The organism is Pseudomonas salomonii, from assembly GCF_900107155.1.
Lineage (GTDB): Bacteria > Pseudomonadota > Gammaproteobacteria > Pseudomonadales > Pseudomonadaceae > Aquipseudomonas > Aquipseudomonas salomonii.
Genome location: NZ_FNOX01000009.1, coordinates 298776 through 319584 on the forward strand (window position 1 = coordinate 298776; position 20809 = coordinate 319584).

The window sequence follows — 20809 nt, forward strand, 5'->3', positions numbered from 1 at the left end:
AACGGGCCATACGAGGGGAGGGGGCGCGATTATTCTGCTGGAGTACCCGGTGCTGTGCCGGTCAGCAAGGCTTGAGCCTTGTGTGCGACGATTTCCAGCAGTGCGTTCAGCGCTGAGCTGGGTTCAGATTCCTTCAACGTCAGTGCGTAAAGGGCTACAGGCACAGGCGGCGATAACGGACACGCATCCAGCCCGGCCTCCCGCGCACCAAAGGCGGTGAACGGGTCGACAATCGCCAAGCCTTCCCCGGCTTCGACCATGCTGCGCATCATTTGATAAGTCTGTACCCGCGTCTGCACCACCGGCAGCGGGCGCAGGGCTTGCAGCTTGCTGTCCAGCTGGCGGCTTAGCGGGTCGTGGCCTTCCAGCCCGATCATCGACTGCCCGGCCAAATCCTGCAGTGCAATGTACTTTTGCTTGGGTTTGAGCCAGCCATGGGGCGCGAGCAGTTGCAACTTGCCCTGGGCCAGTACGGTGCTCTGGATTTGCGGGTGTTGCGGGTCATGCAGGCTCAGGCCCACATCGGCCTCGTGCAACAACAGGCTCCTGACGATCTCCCGGGTCGGCTGGCTCGACAGGTTGCACGGTGTGTCCTGGAAGCGTCGGCGCAGCAGCGCCAGGCTTTGTGGCAAAAGTTGATTGGCCAGCGGCGGCGTGCACAACGCGCGCAGGGTCGGCGCGTGATGGTGTTTGAGGCGGCTGGCCAGGCGCTGCACCGGCTCCAGCGCCTCATAAAGCAGGGCAATACCGGCTTGCAACTCAAGGGTTTCGCGCGTCGCTTGCAAACGCCCGCGCACGCTGGCAAACAGCATGAAGCCCAGTTGCTGCTCGGCCTCCTTGAGGGTTGCGTCCACATCGCCCACGGAGAGTTGCAACCACTCGGCGGCCAAGCCTGGGTTTCCGGTCTGCAAAATGGCCTGAATCACTTCGATATGACGTAAACGCATCGCCGGAGTCTATGTTCAGTGCGGTGGGGTTTCAATGGCTGGGTAAAAAAGAGCACAGGCCTGGGTGAGTGTTGGCTACCGTCAGTGTGTATGTCACTGTCACGGGCAGGTTATACAAAGAATGTATCAATCGAGGGAAAGGGGAGTCTCATCATGCCGGCAAGTCTTATAACCGCAAAAATACCCACCCAGCGTGGCTTTACGCGCTGGGCGGTGCTGGTGGTGCTGGTCATCATCGGCTTGTTGGCCCTGGCATTGGGGCCGCGCCTGTTCGGGGATGTGACGCTGGCAGAGATCGCGACCGCCAAGGCTCAAGTGGCTGAGCTGGGCAAGGCTGTCGAGCAGTTCCATCAGGACACCGGCCGCTATCCTACGGATGAGGAGGGCCTGGAGGTGTTGACCGCGCAATCTGCGCCGTCGGCCAACGGCAAAGGCCCCTATATCAAGGAAGAGCTATTGACCGACCCTTGGGGCATCGCCTATCAGTACCACTACCCGGCGTCCCAGCCCAACACCGCCTTCGATCTGTTTTCATTCGGCAAGGACCGGACCCTGGGCGGCGTCGGCGATAACAAGGATATTACTTACGGCGACCACTGAATCACCTGGCATTCCCCATCGACCCGATTAGAATGACGCAGCTGATCATCAACGACCAATGCCGTTCGCACGGCACTTAAAACAACAACAGGTCTGGTCTCACATGCCTCTACCCTCGACGTTTTTCGGGGTAAGGGCCAAACAACTGCTGGTCTTGGTGACCCTTGGTTGCGTGGCTGCTTATCTCCTCAATAATCAAGACGAACGCACCCCGGAAAACCACGCCCTAGAGGCGTTTATCCGTTCCCAGGAACAGGTGAGCGAGCAGGTGGGGGCGGTGCTGGAGATTGCGCTGGTCAGGCAGGTGGTGGCGTATCCCGCCTACGGCACGCCGGGCTACAAACGTTCGCTGTATGCCGTCGAAGGCGAGCGGGGGCGGTTGCTGGTAACGCTCAAGCAACTGGACGGCGAGCAGGACGTGGAGGTGACGCAAATACGCCGCCCGTGATCCCCCCGGCCCAGTCAACGCCAGTGATGGCCAGGACTGAGCAGGTCGATAAGGCGGGATCTTATGAAGCGAGGATGGTTTGCGATTCGCGGGTGATGATGGTCCCCGACTGGATCAATTTGAATTCATCGCCTTCCAATTTTTCTACACGGTCGCCAATGGCCAGCTTGTAGGTGGTGGTAGGCAGCGAGCCAGCCTGGCTGTCCTGCGCCGGGTTGGATTCCTGGAACTCATGCACGGAATACACGCGTCCTTCCGCGTCTCTGGCATGGAACTGTCCGACAAGTACTGCAGCCATCTGTTTAGAACCTCTGGAGATAAACACTCGATTTGCGGTTCTGTAGACCGTCATGGAGCGGGGTAGTTTACCTATGGAAAAAAAATACTATTCTTTGATGTTTTCCGACGTTTCCTACACTGGTGAGTGCGTGGCAAACGGCGTTGAGATTATCAAAACTCACTGGTGAAGCTGTCGTGAAGTCTCTATAACTACAAGCTCCTTTAGTCAGACGTCGGGAAAACCTCATGAGCAAGGTCTACACGATTGCCGTCCTGGTTGGCAGCCTTAGAAAAGAGTCGATCAACCGTAAGGTCGCGTTGGCACTGGCCGAACTGGCCCCCGCCAATCTCAAGTTGAGCATTGTGGAAATTGGCGATTTGCCGCTCTACAACGAGGACATCGACGGTGCAGCACCGCCGGCAGCCTACAGTACTTTCCGTCAGCAAGTACGTTCATCCGACGCGGTGTTGTTTGTAACCCCGGAATATAACCGTTCCGTGCCCGCCCCGTTGAAGAATGCCATTGACGTTGGGTCGCGTCCTTATGGGCAGAGTGCCTATGGGGGTAAGCCTGGGGCGATCATCAGTGTGTCGCCGGGGGCCATTGGTGGGTTTGGTGCCAACCACCATCTGCGCCAGTCGCTGGTGTTTCTGGATGTGCCTTGCATGCAGCAGCCCGAGGCGTACCTGGGCGGGGCGGGGAGCGTGTTTGATGAGGCGGGTAAGGTGTCGGAGAAGACCCGGCCGTTTTTGCAGGCGTTTATTGATGGGTATGGTAAGTGGGTTGAGAAACAGTTGGGCTGATGGGGGGTAGGGCGTGGTGATTGAGTACATATCCGTTGCTGCGGTAACGGCGGCTTAGGGTTCCGCCCTTACGGCAGGTCACTTTTGGCAAACGCCCGGAATGCCGGCCCAGCCAAAAGTAACCAAAAAGTCTTCGCCCCACCACTCGGCACCTCGCTGTGGCTCGGTGTGCCAGAACGAAGGCTTGAATCCGTGGGCCGCCGCGATGGGCCATCCTTGGCCCAGCGCGGCTAACCCGGCGTCCTGCCGGGTTACCCACGGATTCAAGCCTGCGTTCGGCCATCGTGGTTGACGGGGCGCCTGAGATCAAAAGCAGATCAAGATCAAGATCTACAGCACGGCGGTGTAAGCGCGCGCCGGTTTTGGCACCGCTTCGCACGTTAATTGGCACTGACCATAACAAACAAAGCCGCCGGTTTTCGCAGTCTATTTGGCATCGCGTTACTCGGGGCTAACAGGCCAAGTTATCGCGAAAGGATATCCCTCCTGCTGCTCTATCCGATTCAAGTCCACGCTGTAACGCATCCAGGCAAGTAGAACTGCATTTTCTTGTTCTGTGTCCATCTTTAAGAACGCGGCGTGTTGCAGGGGGGCAATCCGCATTTGGGCGATGACCAGAAGCCCGTCGCGCTCCGCCAGCACCTGGAATACCTTTGCCTGCTTCTGGGCAGCGATATCCAGTTGCCATACTCCGGCGCGAAACACGTGGTAAGGGCCTGGAGGCGGCACGGCGGTGAGTCCTACGGGAACATCCCCAAGGGCTTCCCACTTCTGCTGGGCTCCTGTATCAACGTCATAGACGTCTCCTCGGTAATCCACCACACGCACCGGTGTGCCTTCAGCTAAGGCCCAAGCAAAACCGGGGCCGCACGCTGGCAATTCCTCTGCCAGTTCCACCGCGTCCTCTGGGATCTGTTCACCGTAGCCAGGTACAACTGGCAGTGTAACGGGACCGTAGAGCGCACCTGCCGAATCAACGATATAAACAATGCTCATAAATACCTCAGATCATTTTTATGCGGCCGGGGTAAGCAATATGACGGGGGTAATTCTCACTCCCGCCTTCAAAGCCAACAGCACCGGACGGAAGTTGCGAGCCAATAGTTGTGTTTGTGTAGGCCACCAAGCCGTTGCTGCCTGAAGCGCCGGTAAGACCAAGATAGGTACGTGCGGGATGTTCATGCTCCTTGTTCTGGCTGAGTTTGGAGCTGCCGGGCAAGCGTCCGACGTCTATCCCTCGTGACTCATCAAGAAAGCGTAAGAACTCCGCTCGCGCTTCGGGGCTGCGAAAGGTCGATACGCCGTCCCCGGACGTCCAGCCACCTTCATTGCCCGGCCTTTGCGCTTCGCTTGCGAGCATTCCAGAAGCTTTTGCATGGTCCCAAGCCCACGGCCATTCCACGCGACTGTAGAGCCAGCCGTTCAAACTCGCCCAGCCGCCTGGAGAAAACTCGACAGTGGTTTCAAATACCGGACGCCCTAACGGCGTGCTGTCGAATCGAGCAGTCGGAATCCATCCTCCTGCGCCGTCACTGTAAAGATGCCAATAGTCCCCGGCGCCCATCAGCACAAAAAACGGATACCCCTCTTTGCGTAAGTGCGTATGGAATTTGATTTTGTTGTTTTCCGCCGCCTGGATCACCAAACGGTTCCCCGTGTTGTCAGTTCGGCGTAACACCACCCCGCGAACTCCCAGCGCCGTGTCGGAGGGCGGTAACTCGACAGTTACAGCCGCCGAACTCGCGTCAATCAAAACTAGGCCAAGCTCATCAGCGCTCAGTGTCTTAGACGCCGACACGTTGGTAATGGTGATGTTGAGCGCAGTTGTGATTGCGCTCGCAGTTTCCTCTTTGGTGAAGGTGTTTGCTTTTTCAGCTTTTTCAGACAGAGCCTTAGTCATCGTCGTGGCAAAATTAGGGTCATTACCCAACGCTTGTGCCAGTTCGTTGAGGGTGTCGAGAGCCTCCGGTGAGGATGCAACCAGTTCTGCCAGCGCGGTTTTGACGGTGATTTCTGTTTCGGTTTTGGTGAAAACATCGGAAAGATGAAAGCCATCTCGGGTCGTCGGTTTGTCCTTGATTTGTGACCAGGTACTTTCGGCCTCCACCAACGCCATAACGGCCTTCAGCACCTGGCTGTCATCCGTTGGTGCCAGGGTTTGCCCTGAACCTTCCACCAAATTGCATAGCTCGCGCTGAATAGCGTTCAACCATTGGGCCTTTAGTAATGTAGCTGGCGCGCCTGCCGCTGGGTTGCCTTCCGTGAACTCGCCCGCTGGATTCGCTGTATTGGTGCTATCACTAATTTTTTGCATTAAATGTCTCCGTAACCGAAAAGCAAAATGGACTCTGCGGGTTTCATCTGGCCTAGACGACACTCAAGGGCTTTGTTGCCCCAGGCGGTTAGTGGGTCTCCCGCTCCAGTGATCCCTGCACGCGCATGGCTGGCGGTCACGGCGGGCGCGTTGACGCGCCAGGTGAAGTTCCAGTCGCCGCCGTTGATAGGGTCGCCAGCGCGGGCAACGCCTACCCGAGCGGGCCTAAAGGTGGTGATGGTAATGTCGTAGCCCAGGGACTTAGCCAGGGCGATGAAGAAGGGTTTGCTTTGGCCTGCGCGGCCGGGCAGTTTGCTGATAACAGCTTGCACTCTCTGCCCTACGGTCTGCGCTTGTCCGACCAAGCACGGATCGGGCAGGCCCAGTTCGCGCTCCCAATCGGCAAGGCCTTCGCCTGAGTCAGGAAATATCGTGCTGTAAACCACTCCAGCCTTGGCGTCGGCCAGGTTCAAGGCGTTAGCTTCAGCCTCAATAGTGGCCGAGAGGTAAGGCGCCGAACCGTCATAGGAAACAGGCGGCAGCAGTAGGCGGAGCTGATCGGCAAGCGTAGTCATTCCAGCAGCCCCAATGTGATGGTGCCGGGACGAATCCAGCCAATCAGCGTGGGATCATCTGACGCTTTGACGTTGCCGGTGGGTGCCGTGACGGCGCGGTCTGACACTCCGGCCAGGTTGTTGATCATGGCTTCGATCTGGGAGCGCTTGAGCGTTTCGCCAGGCTTCAAAGCGCCCAGGAGGATGTTGTAGGCCTTTTGCGCGGCGGCCTGCACGTCGGCCAGAATGAAGTCAGGAGCCAGTTCAATTTCGGCAGTGGCGTTAACAGTGCGGATGGTTGGCGCATAAACCCATACGTCAGCGTAAACCGAACACACAGCCTCAATATGCGTTTTGCATGCGGTGATAACTTCGGCTGACGGTGTTCCAGCTGTGCCTGTGATGACGATATCGATGGTCCCGCCGCCTCGGCGTTTTGGAATGACCAATGCGCTGGCAACGCCCTCAACCTCCAGCGCCCAGCGGCGGTAGTCGTAACTTGCTCCCCCGGCCGGAGGCGACTGGATGATGTCCAAGTAACGCGCCCGAAGGGACTCTATTTTTTCCCGGTCTTCGCCACCTGTAGTCTTGTCGATGAATGTGGCGTCAGGGCTCATACCAAGGGGCGGGCTGGTGAGCATTAAAGCACCAGTAAGGTCGTTGAGTGCCGTACCTACGGTTTGTGCCTCGACTAGAACGGAAGTGGTGCCGTCGGTGCCAATCTTCGCGCTAGACTTGGCCGTGAACAGCTCGCCGGTGATGACATGTTTCAGGGTGGCGCCTAGCAGCAGCTCCACACCTACCGTGCCCTTCAAGGCTGCTTTGCCACTGGCTGCAACCGGATTTTTGAGGAACACCCCACGCAGTCCGGCTGTGTGAAGCAGCTCCTCTTCGTCGGCGGTATCAGCGAATATCTGTCGATGTAGCCAGGCCAGTTTCTGATAAAGCCCTTCGATGGCTGATGCCACTGCGGCCGAGCGCACGTAGTTGTCGCTGTCCGGCCCGATATCGGCCTCAGCCTGTAGGTTGCGGATGTCGCGCAGGATGTCCCGCAGAATGACGTCCAGGGACCGACCGGAGTAGGCCATATCAATTCACCCTTACAGGTTGGCGAAACACCTGCGGATTGCCGGTGGTGTCGATGATTTCGATTTGCAGGTTGAGCCAGCCGTAATGCGGCTGATCGACAGTGATGGTGATGTCCTGGGCGCGGCCGTCATCGAGCAGCGGCTGGAGCGCCTGCTGGGCGTATTGCTTGGCGAGTTTGCCGACACGTGGCAGATCTTTGGAGCGTTTCAGCTCATGCAGACGGGAACCCACGCTGGTGTCTTTCCACCAGGTGCCGAGGGGTGTCATAAGGCGTATGTAAACGGCGTTGCTCAGCGTATTGATACGCTGGCCCGTCAAGTCGCCAGTGGTTGGGTTTATGCCTGCGTCCATGGAGATGGATGGTGCAGGCGTAAGCGCTGGGTGTGTGTTTCAGGAGGGTTTAAGGTTTTAGTAAGGTAGAGACTTTGCGGCGGTCAACTGCCTTTCGGAAAGCATAGAAATATGAACAAATCGGCCACCGGAATTTGGAGCGGGCTTCAAGTGAGGATATTCCGGGCTAGCTGAGTCTCGTATCCCATCAACCGGAAGCATACCCAGTACCTCGCCCGCACTAGTAAGTCCCCAAGCTGCAATGGGTCTAACTTTCCACTCTGAGGTGTGCTGGTCCTGTATCAGGTAGAACCAGTCCGTGCATGGTGTGATTTGAACAATTGTGCTCATTGAAGCCTCCGTGTTTGAGCATCCAAGTTACCACAGCTTATTGCTGGGGCGCGGGAGTAGGCCCAGCCCCATGCTTGTGCAAGTTATAGATATCCCGATCCGCCTGCATACTCCTCGCATGGTCGCTAATTTCTCCCATCGCCTTAATGTCTTCGCTCATTTCGACGACGGGTGTTTCAAAGCGGACTTTGGTCTTGGCCTTGACCACCAATGTGTCAGTTTCAATCTCGATCAACCGGCCGCGCTTCATGTGGATATGGTCGCCTTCATCGGTGTACAACGCCACCTCCCCATCCTTGATCACGACCCGATAACGCCCATCTTCACTGGCTACTACGACCGTGTGTTTGCTGTTCCCCCCAACAGGAATTGCGACAAATTCAGCGCCAGGTAATGGCGCCGAAGTGAACCCATAGTGCTGCATCAGCTCACCGGAAACCGACTCGCCCGCCAGGCCTTCCATTTCGATGCCAATTAACGTGCCATGGGTGTTACGTGCCGCCGTCCCCCGAAAGGCCTGGCGAATATTTCTCATAACTCTACGTGCCTCATCGCGCACCAGGCGCGCCATGTTACTCATCAGAGCCCCTTGATCAATTCGATAAACGCCGCATCGGGATTGGCCTTTTTGCCCTTACGTTTCTTGGCAGGGTTGCCATCCAGCACCCACATTTTGTCTTCACGCAGCCGTAACTCGGTGATACGTCCCTCGCTACGAGTCAGGCGCAAAGTGCGAGCCATCAGAAAGTAAGTCGCGTCCAGCCCATGGGGCTCGCTACGCACAATGACGCGCTGGCCAGGGTTCCATACCTGGCCGTTGTCGGCACGATGGCCCATAACTACGGCGCGAATCTCGAAACCTTCCAGGCGACTGTCTGCCAGCAGCTTGCGCGCACGGGTGGTGGCCATGTCCTGGTTCTCGCTGGAGCTGTCGATAATTACCTTCGGCCTGAAGATCCCCCGACGGGCCAGGGTTTCATCCTGGATGACCGAGCGCAGGTGGGCGCGCTTGGTGTCGAGGCCGTCATTGTCGTACTGGCCGTGCTGGCCCAAGACGGTGATTTGGCTGTATCGGTTGGCAATAGAGCGCCGCACGCTGAGGCGCTGCACGTTATTGCCGATGCCGTCTTCCCGCATGATCAGCGTTCCAACAGGTGCGGCGTTGTAGTCCGGCCCGCCAATAATCAGTCGGCCGTCAGGCTCGACCCACGGCCATAAGCCGTTGGCCTCGGCAACCTGGAGCAACGCCTCCCACGCGCTTTGACCTGGTTCAATCTGAACGCGGCGTCTGGTCTTAGCCTGAGCGGCACGAATCTCTATTTGAGTGATGCCCAGCGGCTTTACGACCTGATCCAGGATCTGCGCCAGTGTGGCCTCGCGCATCGAAACGAAGGGCGCGGAACAATCGACCAAGGGCGCCGCGCGGTCCCGGCCGGTGATACGCATAGAGATACCCTGACGCGAGATGTCGTGTTCGAATTCGTCGATTTGGCCCGTCAACACGCGATCCTTGCCCAAGGTCAGCGAGCAAGGCGCGCCCTCGGCCAGCACGCTTGGCAAGCGGGCGGCGTCCTTGGTGTACAACTCCAGCTCGAAACCGTCAGCGGCGGTCAACAGATCCGATTCAACCGACCAGCCATCCCATTCCTCATGGGCCAGGCCACCTATCGACAGGCGTATCGATTCGTCCAGGACACTATTTGGCGTAGGCACGCAGCACCTCACCGGCTTGAATGTTGTGCGGGGTTTTCAGGTCGGGATTCAAACGGATTAGCTCGTTGGCACGGGTATGGTCCCCGTACCAACGGTGGGCCAGCAGGCGCAGACTGGCCGGAGTTTCGACGATACGCTCAAGCATCGGTGGGCTTTGTAGAATGACCTGGCGAGCACGGGCTTGAATCAACGCGGCGACGTTGCGCAACGCGTCAATGATCGGCAAGGCCGTTTCCACGTCGTAGAGGTGTCGTTGCAGCAGGATGGAAGACTGCACCAGGGAGCGCACCAGGCTAACCATGGCTTCTAATTCCAGCGGGCTTAACGTCGGTGTGTCGGCCTCGTCTTCAATCACCAGGGCCACTGCCTGGGCGTGAGACAGCGCCAGTTCGGTGATGACCAGGACAACCAAGGCGAAGCCGCTGGCAGCCACCGGATCGTCCGGCATGCCATCGGGTAACAGCACAAGGCCGCTCGCTGCATGAGTCGGCGCGCCCTCGATCAATGGGCCGACCGCAGGCGCCACACCCTGACGGGCGCCGATCAAAAAGCCCGTGCCCGCACGCGCAGCAGCGGCCGTCAGGCTGGCACTGCCTGGCAAGGCAGCGGGAACGCCAGTACGAGCGAGCAGCGCTGTCGACGAGCTGGGCGTGCTGCCCTGAATAGCGCCTCGGATCTCCGAGGGAGTGCGCATCAGATCAACCAAGGGATCAAACGCCCCAGACGGCCGCCTGGCCATGGACGCGACACCAGACACCACACCCAGAATCTGCGAGCGCAGTTGTTGCAGACGCAGGCCAATGCCAGGCAAGCCAAGGGCCTTTTCGATCAGCCCAACCCAGCCGCCACCGGTCCACGATTGAATTTCTCCGACAAGGGAATCAATACGCCCGAACAGGTCGAAGATGCCATCCTGCCAGGTGTATTCATCCTCAAGCTCAAGCACACCAATATCAACGAACTCAAACTGCCGCTCGAAGAACGGCGCGTCGGGCGTGTCCTCCACAAACACAATGCTAATTTCGGCATAGTCCGGCCGCTCGGCGTGGTGTTTGACCTCGCCGGTGCTGCTGACGACGTTCATGCTGCCGTAGATCGGGTGGATCAACTCCCCCGTACCAGGTGTGTTCAGGGTACGGAGGATGTTCTGGAGTTCGATCTCATAGTTGACGCCGAACACCACCACTTGCATGGGAATACGTCGCGCACCTCGGCCCAGGTCTTTGACCCGGTCGCCATCCTTGAACGGCGTTCCATGTTCGGACAATGCGCGCTGCCATTGCAGGCTTTCACTTTCGACCTGGAGCGGGACGCCACGGAAAGAGGCGTCCAGTAAAGTCTCTGCCCAGCTCATCCGCCGCGCCTCATTTGAATGTCGGTTCGGCGCTCGACCTCGGCCTGGATCATCCGCGAGTCAGTACGCACCTCAATGACCAGAGGCTTTGCGAGCAACGAACGCAGACGTTCTTCGGCGGATTGCGCAGCAGGAGTGGCACCAGGTGCAGAACCGTTGCCGGCAATGCCTGGGAAGCCGGTGGTGTTACCGCCTGATAATGGGTTTGCCAGGCGTTGCGCCAGGGATGCGAACCAGGTGGACGACTGGCCCGTGCCGGATTGCGACATCATGTCCCGCAGACGCTGTTGTGCGGTGAAGGTGTCAGCACCCGCACTCAAGGCGCGATTGGCGATACCCTTCGCCCAGGTGTTGGCGCCGTTGATGGGCAGACCCGCAGCGGTAAGGCCGGTTTCATGGTGTGCCAGACGCCGGGCTTCGGTGGATAGCCAGTCAGATGACTGATCGGGGTTCTTCCCGGCCAAGGCCATACGGTTGCGGTAGAAAGACGTTTGGTACGTGCGCTGGTCATCGTTCAAAAGCTTGTTGCGTTGGGCATCACGCAGCCTGCCTTCGTCGGTACTCGCGCTGTCACCGCCTAATTGGGTGGCGCTTGCACCGAGTGCGACAGGCGCTAGCCAGGGAGCAACAAAACCACCTGGTTTACCCTTGGTTTTGTCACCTGACCCGTTCGGCAAATCCGATCCACCGCCACCAAGAGGAGCACCAGCGGGCCAGTTGGTAACGAATACCGATGTCACGCCTGTTGCTTCTTCCAGGACTTTACCCACAGCGATGCCTTTCAAGGTTTCAGGGCCGCCCAGGAATTTGTTGAGCAACGCACCTGCGCCCGCTTTGGCACCGCGTCCGGCGTAGTAGCCACCAACACCCAGTGCGGCGCCGCCAGCGAGCATTTGTTCGCCGGATAAGTTCAGATCATCAAGTAGATATCGCCCCATGTCGGCGAAGCCTTTATTCAGAGGTGTGGCCATACGGTCTATCGCCTCTGCGAGTGTGGCTTTCATCCTTGATGCGGTGCCGCTGGCGCTGTCGGTGTTTTCTTTTAGGTCTCGTTTGAAGATAGGGTCAGCCGCATCAAGCGTTTTTGATCCCGACTTAAAGTCGTTCAGTCGTTCACCCGTTAACATACTGCGCCAGCCTCGAACCGTGTCCAAGTCCATGCCTTTAAACACAACCCCCATGAACTTGGCGCGCTGCTCGTCAGTTTTCATGGCTTCATACTTGCGCTTCATATCACCGAATACTTCTTCGGCGTTGCGGGTGCTTTCATCTTTATTGAAGAACTTAACGCCAGTGGTTTTAGTAACTTGATCACGGTACTGCTTGTTTCCGAACACCCGTAAAGTCGACTCGGCCAAAGTGCCCAGTCGTTCAGGCTGCATCTCTACCTTGGATAAGCTTTCGGTAAATGCCAACGCTTGAGACAGCGACATGCCTGCTGCGGTCGAGGCACCGCCGATCCGTGGAAACAAGCTGGCCAGGTTTTCCAGTTCGGCACTTCCCAGGCGACCCGCTACTGTCATTTTCTGAAGGAAGTCGAGGGCGGCACCTTTTTTATTCAAATCAATGTTAAACGCAGAAGCACCGGTCATCAGCGCGCCGCCCAGTACACCAGTGCTAGAGCCGGTAACGGCAGAGGCCTGCCCGATGGCGTCCGCCGCTTCCTTTGATGCGTTGTAGTTAACACCCGAAGCAATCAACGTATTGAACCCCACGTCAACACCAGAGCGATCAACGCCATATGCCTTCGCAATTCTAAAACCTTCAGTTTTCCACTCACCTTTTTGTGCGCCCGACATATCGGCCGTTTGCTTTGTTTGGATCAACATTCGCTCAAGTTGAGCGTTGGCCTTGAGGCCAGAAACAACCCCGATACCCACACCCAACCCGGCGAGTTGCCCTTGCATGCTCCCGCCCAGGCCTTTGATGCGGTCGAACTCCTGACGCACACCCATGGCGATGGTTTTCAACGTTCGTAGGCTGCGCCCGCTGTTCTGCGCCATACGCCGGAAAGACGTTTCCGTCTTATCCACGCTCTGACGCAAGGGCTGTACACCTTGTCGGTCGGTACTTATCAGCTCGGTTTTTGCATCACGCGCAGCCTGGCGGGCGGTGGTGGCCATCTTCTTGAGTTCGGCTGAAGTCTTGCTGACCTCGATGCGCGTGCCGGAGCCTGCCTTGGCTGTTTCGCGCATGGCGCTACGGATGGTTTTATAACTGTTGGCCCCGACCTGGCCAACTTTGGAGATGGCCGAGGATGCCTTCCAGCTCTCATCAGCCAGGGATTTAGCGCCTTCCTTACCGGCTTTGCGTAAGTCGCGGTTGACCTGCTCGATCTCTCGACGACTGTTGCCCGCATGGGCTTGGATACGAAGCGCGACGCGTAAATCTGAACTCATTGGATACTCCCGAACGGGGCCTTACAGGTACAGGAAAGGTCCGGTGTTGGGCCTACCGTTTTGGCTTTGGCAACGCCTTGCGCTGGCGCTGACTGACATAACGAGTGCCCTTGACCTTGCCGATGACCAAATCAATGCGCGCATCAAGTTCGGCCCTGGTCATTCGGCGTAGTTCGTCTAGGCGGTAGCCGTATCGGACAAGGGCGTGTTCAATTCGCCGCCAATCCGCGTTTCTGCGCTCGGCGGCCTGAGCTTTTTTCCCAGCTCGATATCGGCATCCGCCAGCACAGCCAGGTCAATCTCGGTCAATGCCTCCCGCAACAGTTCGGTGGTCAGGTTCTCAGCCGGTATTTCGCCGAGAGTCAGTAACTGGCGACGGTACACTTCGAGGGTTTGCAAATGGAAAGGACCGTTGGGGTGTTGCTCCTGCGCGTAGACCCAATCACCTGCAACGCCAACGCGCAGTGTGAAGCGCTTGTGCCGAGTCCCTGCAAAGTAAACACCAATGGCCAAGTCGTCACTGGTGGTCAGTCCGTCCCACTGCTTATTCAATTGTTCAGTCATCGCATTATTCCGTGTAGTAGTTGAGAGCGGCGATGGTCAGGTCGCGAGTGGCTTCACCGTCAACCTGGTATTTGCTGCCCATCTCCATGAGGGAACACCCCGTCCAGGTCTGGCGCTCGCTGCCACCGTCCTGCGGATAAATCGTGAGCTTGGCGTCCATCAGGGCGCGCCAGTCCGGTTCGCCTTTTTTTGGAATAGGTACCGAGATTCTCAACTCATGTTCTTCAATGCCCTTTGCCGTGCCAGAGGGGCGGCCAGTGCGGTTCATGGCCTTGACCACCTTGCGCCCGGTCTTAAGGCTCGGCTCAACGCTGGACACCTCATAATCGGTGCCGTTGATCTCCAGGACGATCAGCCCTACGTAGTTATCAGCCATCTGAAATCACCTCTTACAAGAGCAGGTCAATGCGACCAGCGAACACGTGGAGCCCATTGACCACGTCAGCGGGAATACTGGAGTTGAGTCGGTTTGCATCTTGGGGCGAGCGCTCGACCACCAGCCCATTGGCGTTGGCCTCGACCTCTTCAACGATCTCCAGCTCCTGCGCCTTGAGCAGTACGTCCAACAGCTCACCGCGCACTGCGTCCGGGGTTTTTTTCGAGAGTTTGGAGCGCGGAAAGCGCAGGCGAATGCGCTCACGGCACGCCATGCGGATGTAATACAGAGTGCGGATGGTGGTCAGGTCCAGCAGCGACACATCCGTGGCACCGGCCGCAGATTTTGTGTAGGTGGTTACGGCGCGGACAATCTGGATGACGTCACCGGCTGCGACTTCCAGTGGCGTGACGCCGTTAGCCAGCGCGGTCTCCTGCTCGGTGCGGCCGAGGCGCTGCGAGATGGTCGGGACTTTAATTCCCGCCAACTCCAGCGTATTCAGCGGTCGCGCTGGATCTTCTTCCGAGGCAATCATCGCGGCATAGGCAGCGGCCACCTGGTGTGCTTTCGATGCAGTGCCTGGCAACACCGCCACAGTGATCGCGCCGGAATTCAGCGACGTAGCCAGTGTGGTGGCAGCCGACAGCGTGCTGGTCAAAGCCGCAACGCCGATAATGCCTTGCTGCTCCATAGAGTTGGTGTAGACCTTGATGTGTTCGCGCAACGCGGTCAGTGCTGTAGTGCTGTTCCAGGCCGGGACCAAAATGGTAAATCCACCCAATGCGGTCGCGTCCAGTGCTGCCTTGATGTCTGGCTCTGCATCACCCTCAACAACCACGCCCACGGCCGAGACGGCGGCGTAGCGATAAGCCGTGATAAAGGAGTCTGCCATTTCCCCAGCGATGGTGCCGCCGAACAACACTTCAGCCTCCGGCGTGCTGTAGAACGGCGTGGGCACATGGGCTTCAACGGTTGCACCTTCGCCCAGAGGAACGATAAAGCACACGCTTTGCCTGTTAGTCGGGAGGTTCCGTACTGCCAGGCTGGTGTTGAACTCCATGTAAACGCCAGGCTTACGGATAGACGCCGGGATCGTGTCGAATTCGATGTTCATTCAGCGGATTCCTGTGCGGTTTGTTTGGCACTGGCACGCGTTTTTTTCACGGTCAGCAACTCCTGCGCCGCAACACGGCGCCGGTAGTAAGAGGTGTCCGGCACGTCGACTGCCTTGGTCTCTTCGATGTACGTGTACGGATCATCTTCCGTGGGCACCCGATGACCAGGTGCAGCTTTAACGTGCATTACACGTCCCTCAGTTCGATGTTGTCGGTGGCCACCGGATTGGGGTTGTCCGATGGGGTGTGGTAGTCGAGGCTGATGCCCAGGAAGTCCGGCAGTGCCTCTTTGGGTTTCTCCCAGTCCAGTTCGATAACGAACGATTGGCCCAGGACTGAGAGGTGGTCGCTGGCAAACTTCCCGTTGACCAGGTTGGAAAGCTCAGTGGGTTTAATGGCTGCGCACTCCAACCAGGGTTGCCAGTCCACCAGTTGATGCATGCAGGCTTCCCATAACGCATAGGTGCCAATGTCCGTAGGCGTCGTACCGCGCCGGGTTTCTTTTTCGCCACGTGGGTGACGCGCCGCGATAACCAGTCGAAAGGTGATTGGCAGGGTGTAGCGAACGTTGGTTTTGCGCACGAACGTCACTTTGGGCACCATCAGTAAAATGGCGGGGCAACGTTTAAGCAGACCCGTCAACAATTCGGGGTCGCTTAGCTCGCCGCCGTAGCTGGCGACCGTCAGGCGCGGGAGCTTGGTGTTCAATTCACGCAACCGCGCCTCGATCAAGTCCTCCAGCTCGCCCAGCACTACAGGTTCCTCAAGGTGGTGCGGCTCATCAGCCGAGGCTGGTGGCTGATCTTAAGACCTGACTCGCCACCGTCCGAGGCGCCGCGCTCCTTGTCTTCCTTGGCAAGGGTTTCCAAGCGTCTGATAACGTCCTTGTAAAGCACTCGCACGGTGGACTCTTCCTTGCCTGCGTCGTCGTATAGGTGGTAGCGGGCGATCTCGGCCAGATCGGCAGTCACCCACTCGGGCGCTGCCTCAACCGACGAGCGAAACCGTAGGTAAAAAGACACCTCGCTACGCGCACGGGTTACGGCGTCGGCGATTCTGGCCAACGTCGCGACGGCAACCGCTACGTCCTCGGGCGGCCACTCGTTCAGGGGCTGGCCTGCGGCGGCCGCCACCACCAACGCTGGCTCGATAACACGTTCGGTGTCCGGGACGGCCACTTCGGTAATATCGCGGGCACCAAACCGGACCAGAAGTTGGCTGGCGGACGGTAGCGAGAGGTTCATTTATCGGTTCCCTTCGTCTTGGTGGTACGGGCTTTCTCTGGCTTCGCCACGGGAGTGGGCGTCGGCGATGAAGGCGGCGCAGCGTTTTCCTGGTCCTTCAATGGGCCGGTCTCAACCACGGAAATATCCAGGGATGGTCTTACAAAGCCAGGTCCAGGCTGGCTGTTGGGTTCGACGATGACCACCGGAGCAACCACTGGCGTAATGACTGTTTCAGGCGCTTGCGGCTCGGTGCCTGTAGTGGCATCGGACGCTTGCGGTGGTGGAGTTTGCGAGCGAGTTTCATCAAGCACGTCCTTTACCTGGTCGAATGCTTCCTCCACATAGCCGAGGATCAATTGAGGCTCTTTTCCAAGTGCCTCAAGCTGTTCATCCGTAAAGAAATCATCCGGGTAAGGCGTTGGAGTGCCTGGGTGGGCAATCCCGCAACGGCGGAAACCGTCGCGTTTTGAAGTAATAACGATGGTCATAACGCCCCCTTACGCTTCGCCAGTTGAGCCATAAGCCAGTTGCCAGAAGCCATAACCACCGGCCGCCCGCGCCTCTGCCCCGAACTTGAATTTCTTGCGGTTGAAGACGTCGTCAGCTTCTGGATCGGTCTGCTGGACGAAGTTCGGCGCTTCACGTTCCTGATAGATAAACGGCTTGACCGGCTTGCTGGTGTCCAACAGATACCAGGCGGTGTCCGAGGTGATGCGGGTAGAGACCACCAGCTCGGCGGTGCCTTTGTAGAGGTTGGCCTTGCCGTCCTCCAGGCGGTCACTGGTCAGCAAAGCGCGGGCGGTGTCTTCCAACCCAGGCCCAACCAACAGAACGGTTGGGTTTACGTCCAGCGGGCGGCCGTCGTCGTCCTTGAACTTGCGCATGGCGGTGCGGGCGGCACCGTAGCTGGCCTTCGCTGCGGCCTGTGTTGCTATAGAAAGAGCAGCGGTGCCCTTGTTGCTGACACTGCCCTTGCCGACGGGGTGGTCAGCGTCGAAGAAATATTGTTTGTCGTAGCACAGGTTGCCGAACGCACCGTTCACCAGTTCAAAGACAATTTCGTCTGGCAACTGCTTGGCCGAGAATCCAGCCATCTGCGCTTGGGGCGCATAGATCCCCAGTTGGTCATCCTTGATGTGGTTACGGTCGACCTCGACAGTGGCTTCCCAGTCCTCGTTTTCCACGGTGTAGCTGTAGGCCTTGAGGTTTTTTACATGCTTTTCCCCAACCCAACGGCGCATCTTCGGAAACGCCGACAGCCAGGCATACAGGTTGCTGCCAGTGGTGCTGGGCACCTTCATGGCGATCTTTTCCCAAGTACTGGGTGCCGATGAAAAAGCATTGTTGAACAGTGTTTTCAGCGCGACGAATGCCGCCTGAATAGAGGCTTTGTTGACTAACATGCGCGGTGCGCTCCTATGTATAAAGAGGGTTACTCAACCCACACGCCATCGGTATCAACACCGACGATGCGTCCAGCAGCGGATCGGGTGCCGTCTGCATCCTCTGCGGCGACGGTTTCGTCATCGACGATGTAAGCGGGCTTGAACAGATGCGCCTGGGTGACGGTGCCGTCATTGACCCAGCAGAATGCTTTGCCGTGGCGGATCTCGACCTGGGCACCGCCCGCAGCGCCGCCCCGGTTGTCGACTGATTCTTCGGCGCGGCCCAGGTAAATCAGCTCAAGAGCCGTTGAGCCGGGTGCAGCAAAACCGCTGGCAGTGACTACCACCAAAGAGCCTGCGAAGATGCGGACGTTGGCCGCGACAGGAACCACCAGGACCTCGGTGGCCTTCATGGGAGTGTTGCGATCTTGAGTCAGCGACACGGGCTAGACCTCGCTCTGTTTGGTTTTAGCGAACTCGACCTGATCAACACCCAATTGCAGGCACATGGCTTGCTCTTCAGCATTGAGCGCAGTGGTGGTTTCTTTGGGTTTGCGCTCGCCCAGGTTGGTGGGGTCAGCAACGACCGGAGCGGCGTCGACGAAGGCCTTGAAGCGCGCCAGGCCGGTTTCGTCCTGGCAGGCGGCGCGGTGGTAGTCCACTGTTGCCGGGGTGATTTTTCCGGCCTGGGTGGCCGAGGTAATCAGCGCGTCGACTTGCTTGGTGTGTTCGGTTTTCTTCTGGTCGGCCAGGGCTTGCTCAGCATTGGCGGCACGTTGCAAAACGCTGTCGTAGTCCGCTCGTGGCATGAACTGCTCAAGGTTGGGCTTCTCGGTGTTCACCGCTTGCGCGGTTGCTTTGAGTTGAGCGGTGGCCGCAAGCGCCTGTTCTTCGGTTGCTGTTGCAGGCAAACCGAGTGCAGTCAGAAGCGCAGGTGAAAGCGTCACAGGCGTGACCTCCATGTTTTCTTGATTGAGGGCGGTCAGCAGGAAGTTGGGTTTATTCGTCAGGCCCGCGCTGACCAGGCGAGCAATACGCGTGGTGTCCGGGTCGAAGTCGAAGACAGGGGAAAGGAAGCGGTATTCGCGGTTAACGACTTGCTCAGAGGCCCGAGGGGTCCAGTCAACCAGGCCCCAAAGCGAGCCATTGCGCAGCTCCAATTGCTTGATCCAACCCGCAGCAGGGGCCGACTCGCCTTTGGTGGCGCGGTGCTGGGTGGCGTGCTCCCAATCGATGGGCAGGTCGATGGCACGGCCGAGGAAACTGGATTGGACCAATATCCCGGCTTGCTCATCGAACAGCCATTGCCGACCATCGCGGCCGGTGACGTTGGGACCAGGGGGGATAAGTTCGACCCACTCCGGGGCCTTGCCGTCAGAGACGGTGGCGGAAAGGTCGGTGTTGAGTGCGAGTTGGGTTTTCATGCCGCCAGTGTGTGGGAACTGGCGGGATGAGGGAGTATCAGCGGGGTTTAAGGTTTATGTCGCGAGTTCTTACCAATGCATAGAAACTAGAATGGAATGGGGTCATCCCATTTAGGTGCAGGCACTTGTTTAAGAACGAAATGTTTCTTGTTGTCTATCATCCATTCCCAACCATCATGCGTGAGGCCGTATGTCTGATAGTCACCGTGCATGGTTTGCTCGACCCTGTGATTTGCCAACCCACGTTTCATTAAGGTGCGCAGCGCCATTGACGTTGCAATATTTGTAAAGCCCGCTTTCTCCATATCGCTTTTTATAATGCCGATACTAATGAAGTCATCTGGAGAATCAGCATTGCCGCCAATCGCGGCCATAACCACGACCTCAATTTGATCCAAACCTTCGACTGGCTGAAGGATCGAAGGATTAGCAGCGGTGTGAATTGACTCTTCTTTTTCAAGTAATGCTCTTAACTTCGCTGTAATGCTCTCTCTAAGAGAGACAAAGTCTCTTGGGGCACCTGTTTTATACGTAATAATTGTTCGGTGTTGAATGTCAAACGGGAATCTCGTAGTTCTTTCATCGGAGCAGACTAGGACAACCTCTTTGTTCAGCGCTATCGCGTAGCCTAACTCAAACCATACATTAGGGTTGTCGAGACTGATATCTGCGAGGCAGATGCGCGAGTCCCGAATACCTTTCTCAATGTCATGAATCGGGATAACTACCTGGGGGTCTCGGTCCACCCGGTATGGCTCAAGGTCCGCGTCATTGATGGCATGGGCGAAAATATCCTCGTATCGGCTATCGAATGCGCCGCCATCAAATGGTTGCATCACAAAACAGTGTGGCATCGTCGTCTCTCCCTAGATATTTATTAGCCTGGCGATGCAGCGAGCTTCCGACTTTTGGGCAAAGCGCCATGCGTTACCCGCTAGGATGCTTTATTGCCGGGCCCTGAGCAAATCTAACGCGGGTCTAACGCCTTCTTATTACCTTGGCTGACCATGCGGGCCGATCTGGCACGATCTCCGCCCCTACGAGATTTACGGTGTCATCCTTTTAACGGTTCCGTCAGATAGTTATTGATGATGAACAGCAGTTCGGTTTCATCGTCGGTAGATAGGCCCAAATACTCCCGCGCAGGAATATCACCCCATGGGATAGAGCTGCCCTTACTGGTTTTACCGGACGCACCTTTCTTTTGCCCGAACTGGTGAACCGCACCATAGGGCCGGTCTGTACCGAACGCCAACTCGACACTGGTGACTTGCTTACGCAAAGTGTCCTGGAGAGTGCCTTTCTCCCGAAGGATGCCTGTGCCTTTTTTCCTGGCCAGTGTCACAGGCGAGAGCGGCGCCCAGGGCGTGCCGTCGGGCGCGACCTTTTGGCGGAAGCGCTCGTCAGTGGACTGGTGGAGATATTCACCGATGTCATTAAGCGGTGTGGTGAAGTCGTCCAGACGGCGCGCCAAATCGTCCAGGGCTTTGCCAATCTCGCTGTTATCAATGACGACATCAAGCATTGCACCGGCCAT

At 57.8% G+C, this 20809-nt stretch carries 26 protein-coding genes; 3 read left to right on the forward strand and 23 right to left on the reverse strand.

Translation table 11 applies throughout. From position 1 onward, the window contains the following. Positions 1–29: 29 nt before the first annotated feature. Positions 30–947, reverse strand: coding sequence for a LysR substrate-binding domain-containing protein (locus BLV67_RS21560; RefSeq protein ID WP_069788420.1), 918 nt, complete (start codon positions 945–947; stop codon positions 30–32). Between the two features lie 153 nt (positions 948–1100). Between BLV67_RS21560 and gspG the strand changes: the two genes are divergently transcribed. Together gspG and BLV67_RS21570 are read left to right on the forward strand one after the other, a co-directional pair. Continuing rightward, entirely contained in the window at positions 1101–1547 is a 447-nt protein-coding gene (gspG, locus tag BLV67_RS21565; protein WP_065931799.1) for a type II secretion system major pseudopilin GspG, read from the forward strand. A 103-nt stretch (positions 1548–1650) separates the two neighbouring features. After that, positions 1651–1995 carry a hypothetical protein gene (locus tag BLV67_RS21570; RefSeq protein WP_069788453.1) on the forward strand — a complete coding sequence of 115 codons (345 nt, stop codon included), beginning with the start codon at positions 1651–1653 and terminating at the stop codon, positions 1993–1995. A gap of 61 nt (positions 1996–2056) precedes the next feature. Here BLV67_RS21570 and BLV67_RS21575 read toward each other — a convergent pair whose 3' ends face one another. Beyond that, positions 2057–2293, reverse strand: coding sequence for a hypothetical protein (locus BLV67_RS21575; RefSeq protein ID WP_056859483.1), 237 nt, complete (start codon positions 2291–2293; stop codon positions 2057–2059). 227 nt (positions 2294–2520) lie between these two features. Between BLV67_RS21575 and BLV67_RS21580 the strand changes: the two genes are divergently transcribed. Then, complete coding sequence (locus tag BLV67_RS21580) at positions 2521–3078, forward strand: NADPH-dependent FMN reductase (protein ID WP_069788419.1); 558 nt, start codon at positions 2521–2523, stop codon at positions 3076–3078. 441 nt (positions 3079–3519) lie between these two features. Here BLV67_RS21580 and BLV67_RS21590 read toward each other — a convergent pair whose 3' ends face one another. The 21 genes from BLV67_RS21590 to BLV67_RS21690 form a co-directional block, all read right to left on the reverse strand. Beyond that, positions 3520–4074 carry a tail fiber assembly protein gene (locus tag BLV67_RS21590; protein ID WP_069788418.1) on the reverse strand — a complete coding sequence of 185 codons (555 nt, stop codon included), beginning with the start codon at positions 4072–4074 and terminating at the stop codon, positions 3520–3522. Between the two features lie 7 nt (positions 4075–4081). Beyond that, positions 4082–5392: a hypothetical protein gene (locus BLV67_RS33155; protein ID WP_069788417.1), complete on the reverse strand. Its 1311-nt coding sequence runs from the start codon at positions 5390–5392 to the stop codon at positions 4082–4084. Then, positions 5392–5967: a YmfQ family protein gene (locus BLV67_RS21600; RefSeq protein WP_069788416.1), complete on the reverse strand. Its 576-nt coding sequence runs from the start codon at positions 5965–5967 to the stop codon at positions 5392–5394. Before BLV67_RS21600 ends, BLV67_RS33155 begins: the two co-directional genes overlap by 1 nt. Further along, the gene (locus tag BLV67_RS21605; RefSeq protein ID WP_069788415.1) at positions 5964–7034 is read right to left on the reverse strand and encodes a baseplate J/gp47 family protein; all 1071 of its coding nucleotides are present in this window, start codon (positions 7032–7034) and stop codon (positions 5964–5966) included. The genes BLV67_RS21600 and BLV67_RS21605 overlap by 4 nt, the downstream gene beginning before the upstream one ends. 1 nt (position 7035) lies before the next feature. Next, positions 7036–7386: a phage GP46 family protein gene (locus BLV67_RS21610; protein ID WP_069788414.1), complete on the reverse strand. Its 351-nt coding sequence runs from the start codon at positions 7384–7386 to the stop codon at positions 7036–7038. Positions 7387–7753: 367 nt separating this feature from the next. After that, positions 7754–8296, reverse strand: coding sequence for a phage baseplate assembly protein domain-containing protein (locus BLV67_RS21615; protein ID WP_069788413.1), 543 nt, complete (start codon positions 8294–8296; stop codon positions 7754–7756). After that, positions 8296–9429, reverse strand: a complete 1134-nt coding sequence (locus tag BLV67_RS21620; protein ID WP_244160744.1) for a phage baseplate assembly protein — start codon at positions 9427–9429, stop codon at positions 8296–8298. The genes BLV67_RS21615 and BLV67_RS21620 overlap by 1 nt, the downstream gene beginning before the upstream one ends. Beyond that, on the reverse strand, positions 9413–10783 hold the full coding sequence (locus tag BLV67_RS21625) for a DNA circularization protein (protein WP_069788412.1): 1371 nt from the start codon (positions 10781–10783) through the stop codon (positions 9413–9415). The genes BLV67_RS21620 and BLV67_RS21625 overlap by 17 nt, the downstream gene beginning before the upstream one ends. Further along, positions 10780–13182, reverse strand: a complete 2403-nt coding sequence (locus BLV67_RS21630) for a phage tail tape measure protein (protein WP_083269441.1) — start codon at positions 13180–13182, stop codon at positions 10780–10782. Before BLV67_RS21630 ends, BLV67_RS21625 begins: the two co-directional genes overlap by 4 nt. 177 nt (positions 13183–13359) lie before the next feature. Continuing rightward, on the reverse strand, positions 13360–13746 hold the full coding sequence (locus BLV67_RS21635; RefSeq protein WP_069788411.1) for a hypothetical protein: 387 nt from the start codon (positions 13744–13746) through the stop codon (positions 13360–13362). Between the two features lie 4 nt (positions 13747–13750). Beyond that, on the reverse strand, positions 13751–14122 hold the full coding sequence (locus BLV67_RS21640; protein ID WP_069788410.1) for a phage tail protein: 372 nt from the start codon (positions 14120–14122) through the stop codon (positions 13751–13753). Positions 14123–14135: 13 nt separating this feature from the next. Continuing rightward, on the reverse strand, positions 14136–15236 hold the full coding sequence (locus BLV67_RS21645) for a phage tail sheath C-terminal domain-containing protein (protein WP_069788409.1): 1101 nt from the start codon (positions 15234–15236) through the stop codon (positions 14136–14138). Continuing rightward, positions 15233–15424 carry a hypothetical protein gene (locus tag BLV67_RS21650; protein ID WP_069788408.1) on the reverse strand — a complete coding sequence of 64 codons (192 nt, stop codon included), beginning with the start codon at positions 15422–15424 and terminating at the stop codon, positions 15233–15235. Before BLV67_RS21650 ends, BLV67_RS21645 begins: the two co-directional genes overlap by 4 nt. Continuing rightward, positions 15424–15990 (reverse strand): phage protein Gp37, encoded by a 567-nt coding sequence (locus BLV67_RS21655; protein ID WP_069788407.1) that lies wholly within the window; start codon positions 15988–15990, stop codon positions 15424–15426. The genes BLV67_RS21650 and BLV67_RS21655 overlap by 1 nt, the downstream gene beginning before the upstream one ends. Then, positions 15990–16481 carry a phage protein Gp36 family protein gene (locus BLV67_RS21660; RefSeq protein ID WP_069788406.1) on the reverse strand — a complete coding sequence of 164 codons (492 nt, stop codon included), beginning with the start codon at positions 16479–16481 and terminating at the stop codon, positions 15990–15992. Before BLV67_RS21660 ends, BLV67_RS21655 begins: the two co-directional genes overlap by 1 nt. Continuing rightward, a complete protein-coding gene (locus BLV67_RS21665; RefSeq protein ID WP_069788405.1) occupies positions 16478–16951 on the reverse strand; it encodes an HI1506-related protein in 474 nt (157 codons plus the stop codon). The genes BLV67_RS21660 and BLV67_RS21665 overlap by 4 nt, the downstream gene beginning before the upstream one ends. A 9-nt stretch (positions 16952–16960) precedes the next feature. Beyond that, positions 16961–17866 (reverse strand): Mu-like prophage major head subunit gpT family protein, encoded by a 906-nt coding sequence (locus tag BLV67_RS21670; RefSeq protein WP_069788404.1) that lies wholly within the window; start codon positions 17864–17866, stop codon positions 16961–16963. 29 nt (positions 17867–17895) lie between these two features. Further along, positions 17896–18291, reverse strand: coding sequence for a hypothetical protein (locus tag BLV67_RS21675; protein WP_244160747.1), 396 nt, complete (start codon positions 18289–18291; stop codon positions 17896–17898). 3 nt (positions 18292–18294) lie between these two features. Continuing rightward, entirely contained in the window at positions 18295–19272 is a 978-nt protein-coding gene (locus tag BLV67_RS21680) for a phage protease (protein WP_069788402.1), read from the reverse strand. Between the two features lie 86 nt (positions 19273–19358). Then, on the reverse strand, positions 19359–20126 hold the full coding sequence (locus BLV67_RS21685; protein ID WP_069788401.1) for a TIR domain-containing protein: 768 nt from the start codon (positions 20124–20126) through the stop codon (positions 19359–19361). Positions 20127–20326: 200 nt separating this feature from the next. Then, entirely contained in the window at positions 20327–20809 is a 483-nt protein-coding gene (locus BLV67_RS21690; protein ID WP_069788400.1) for a phage virion morphogenesis protein, read from the reverse strand.

Coding starts and splice junctions, on each gene's coding strand:
- BLV67_RS21560 (WP_069788420.1), bottom strand. CDS start 947: ATGCGTTTACGTCATATCGAAGTGATTCAGGCCATTTTGCAGACCGGA.
- BLV67_RS21635 (WP_069788411.1), bottom strand. CDS start 13,746: ATGACTGAACAATTGAATAAGCAGTGGGACGGACTGACCACCAGTGAC.
- BLV67_RS21685 (WP_069788401.1), bottom strand. CDS start 20,126: ATGCCACACTGTTTTGTGATGCAACCATTTGATGGCGGCGCATTCGAT.
- BLV67_RS21630 (WP_083269441.1), bottom strand. CDS start 13,182: ATGAGTTCAGATTTACGCGTCGCGCTTCGTATCCAAGCCCATGCGGGC.
- BLV67_RS21660 (WP_069788406.1), bottom strand. CDS start 16,481: ATGAACCTCTCGCTACCGTCCGCCAGCCAACTTCTGGTCCGGTTTGGT.
- BLV67_RS21605 (WP_069788415.1), bottom strand. CDS start 7,034: ATGGCCTACTCCGGTCGGTCCCTGGACGTCATTCTGCGGGACATCCTG.
- BLV67_RS21690 (WP_069788400.1), bottom strand. CDS start 20,809: ATGGCCGGTGCAATGCTTGATGTCGTCATTGATAACAGCGAGATTGGC.
- BLV67_RS21650 (WP_069788408.1), bottom strand. CDS start 15,424: ATGCACGTTAAAGCTGCACCTGGTCATCGGGTGCCCACGGAAGATGAT.
- BLV67_RS33155 (WP_069788417.1), bottom strand. CDS start 5,392: ATGCAAAAAATTAGTGATAGCACCAATACAGCGAATCCAGCGGGCGAG.
- BLV67_RS21575 (WP_056859483.1), bottom strand. CDS start 2,293: ATGGCTGCAGTACTTGTCGGACAGTTCCATGCCAGAGACGCGGAAGGA.
- BLV67_RS21570 (WP_069788453.1), top strand. CDS start 1,651: ATGCCTCTACCCTCGACGTTTTTCGGGGTAAGGGCCAAACAACTGCTG.
- BLV67_RS21615 (WP_069788413.1), bottom strand. CDS start 8,296: ATGAGTAACATGGCGCGCCTGGTGCGCGATGAGGCACGTAGAGTTATG.
- gspG (WP_065931799.1), top strand. CDS start 1,101: ATGCCGGCAAGTCTTATAACCGCAAAAATACCCACCCAGCGTGGCTTT.
- BLV67_RS21640 (WP_069788410.1), bottom strand. CDS start 14,122: ATGGCTGATAACTACGTAGGGCTGATCGTCCTGGAGATCAACGGCACC.
- BLV67_RS21600 (WP_069788416.1), bottom strand. CDS start 5,967: ATGACTACGCTTGCCGATCAGCTCCGCCTACTGCTGCCGCCTGTTTCC.
- BLV67_RS21680 (WP_069788402.1), bottom strand. CDS start 19,272: ATGAAAACCCAACTCGCACTCAACACCGACCTTTCCGCCACCGTCTCT.
- BLV67_RS21625 (WP_069788412.1), bottom strand. CDS start 10,783: ATGAGCTGGGCAGAGACTTTACTGGACGCCTCTTTCCGTGGCGTCCCG.
- BLV67_RS21590 (WP_069788418.1), bottom strand. CDS start 4,074: ATGAGCATTGTTTATATCGTTGATTCGGCAGGTGCGCTCTACGGTCCC.
- BLV67_RS21645 (WP_069788409.1), bottom strand. CDS start 15,236: ATGAACATCGAATTCGACACGATCCCGGCGTCTATCCGTAAGCCTGGC.
- BLV67_RS21580 (WP_069788419.1), top strand. CDS start 2,521: ATGAGCAAGGTCTACACGATTGCCGTCCTGGTTGGCAGCCTTAGAAAA.
- BLV67_RS21610 (WP_069788414.1), bottom strand. CDS start 7,386: ATGGACGCAGGCATAAACCCAACCACTGGCGACTTGACGGGCCAGCGT.
- BLV67_RS21665 (WP_069788405.1), bottom strand. CDS start 16,951: ATGACCATCGTTATTACTTCAAAACGCGACGGTTTCCGCCGTTGCGGG.
- BLV67_RS21670 (WP_069788404.1), bottom strand. CDS start 17,866: ATGTTAGTCAACAAAGCCTCTATTCAGGCGGCATTCGTCGCGCTGAAA.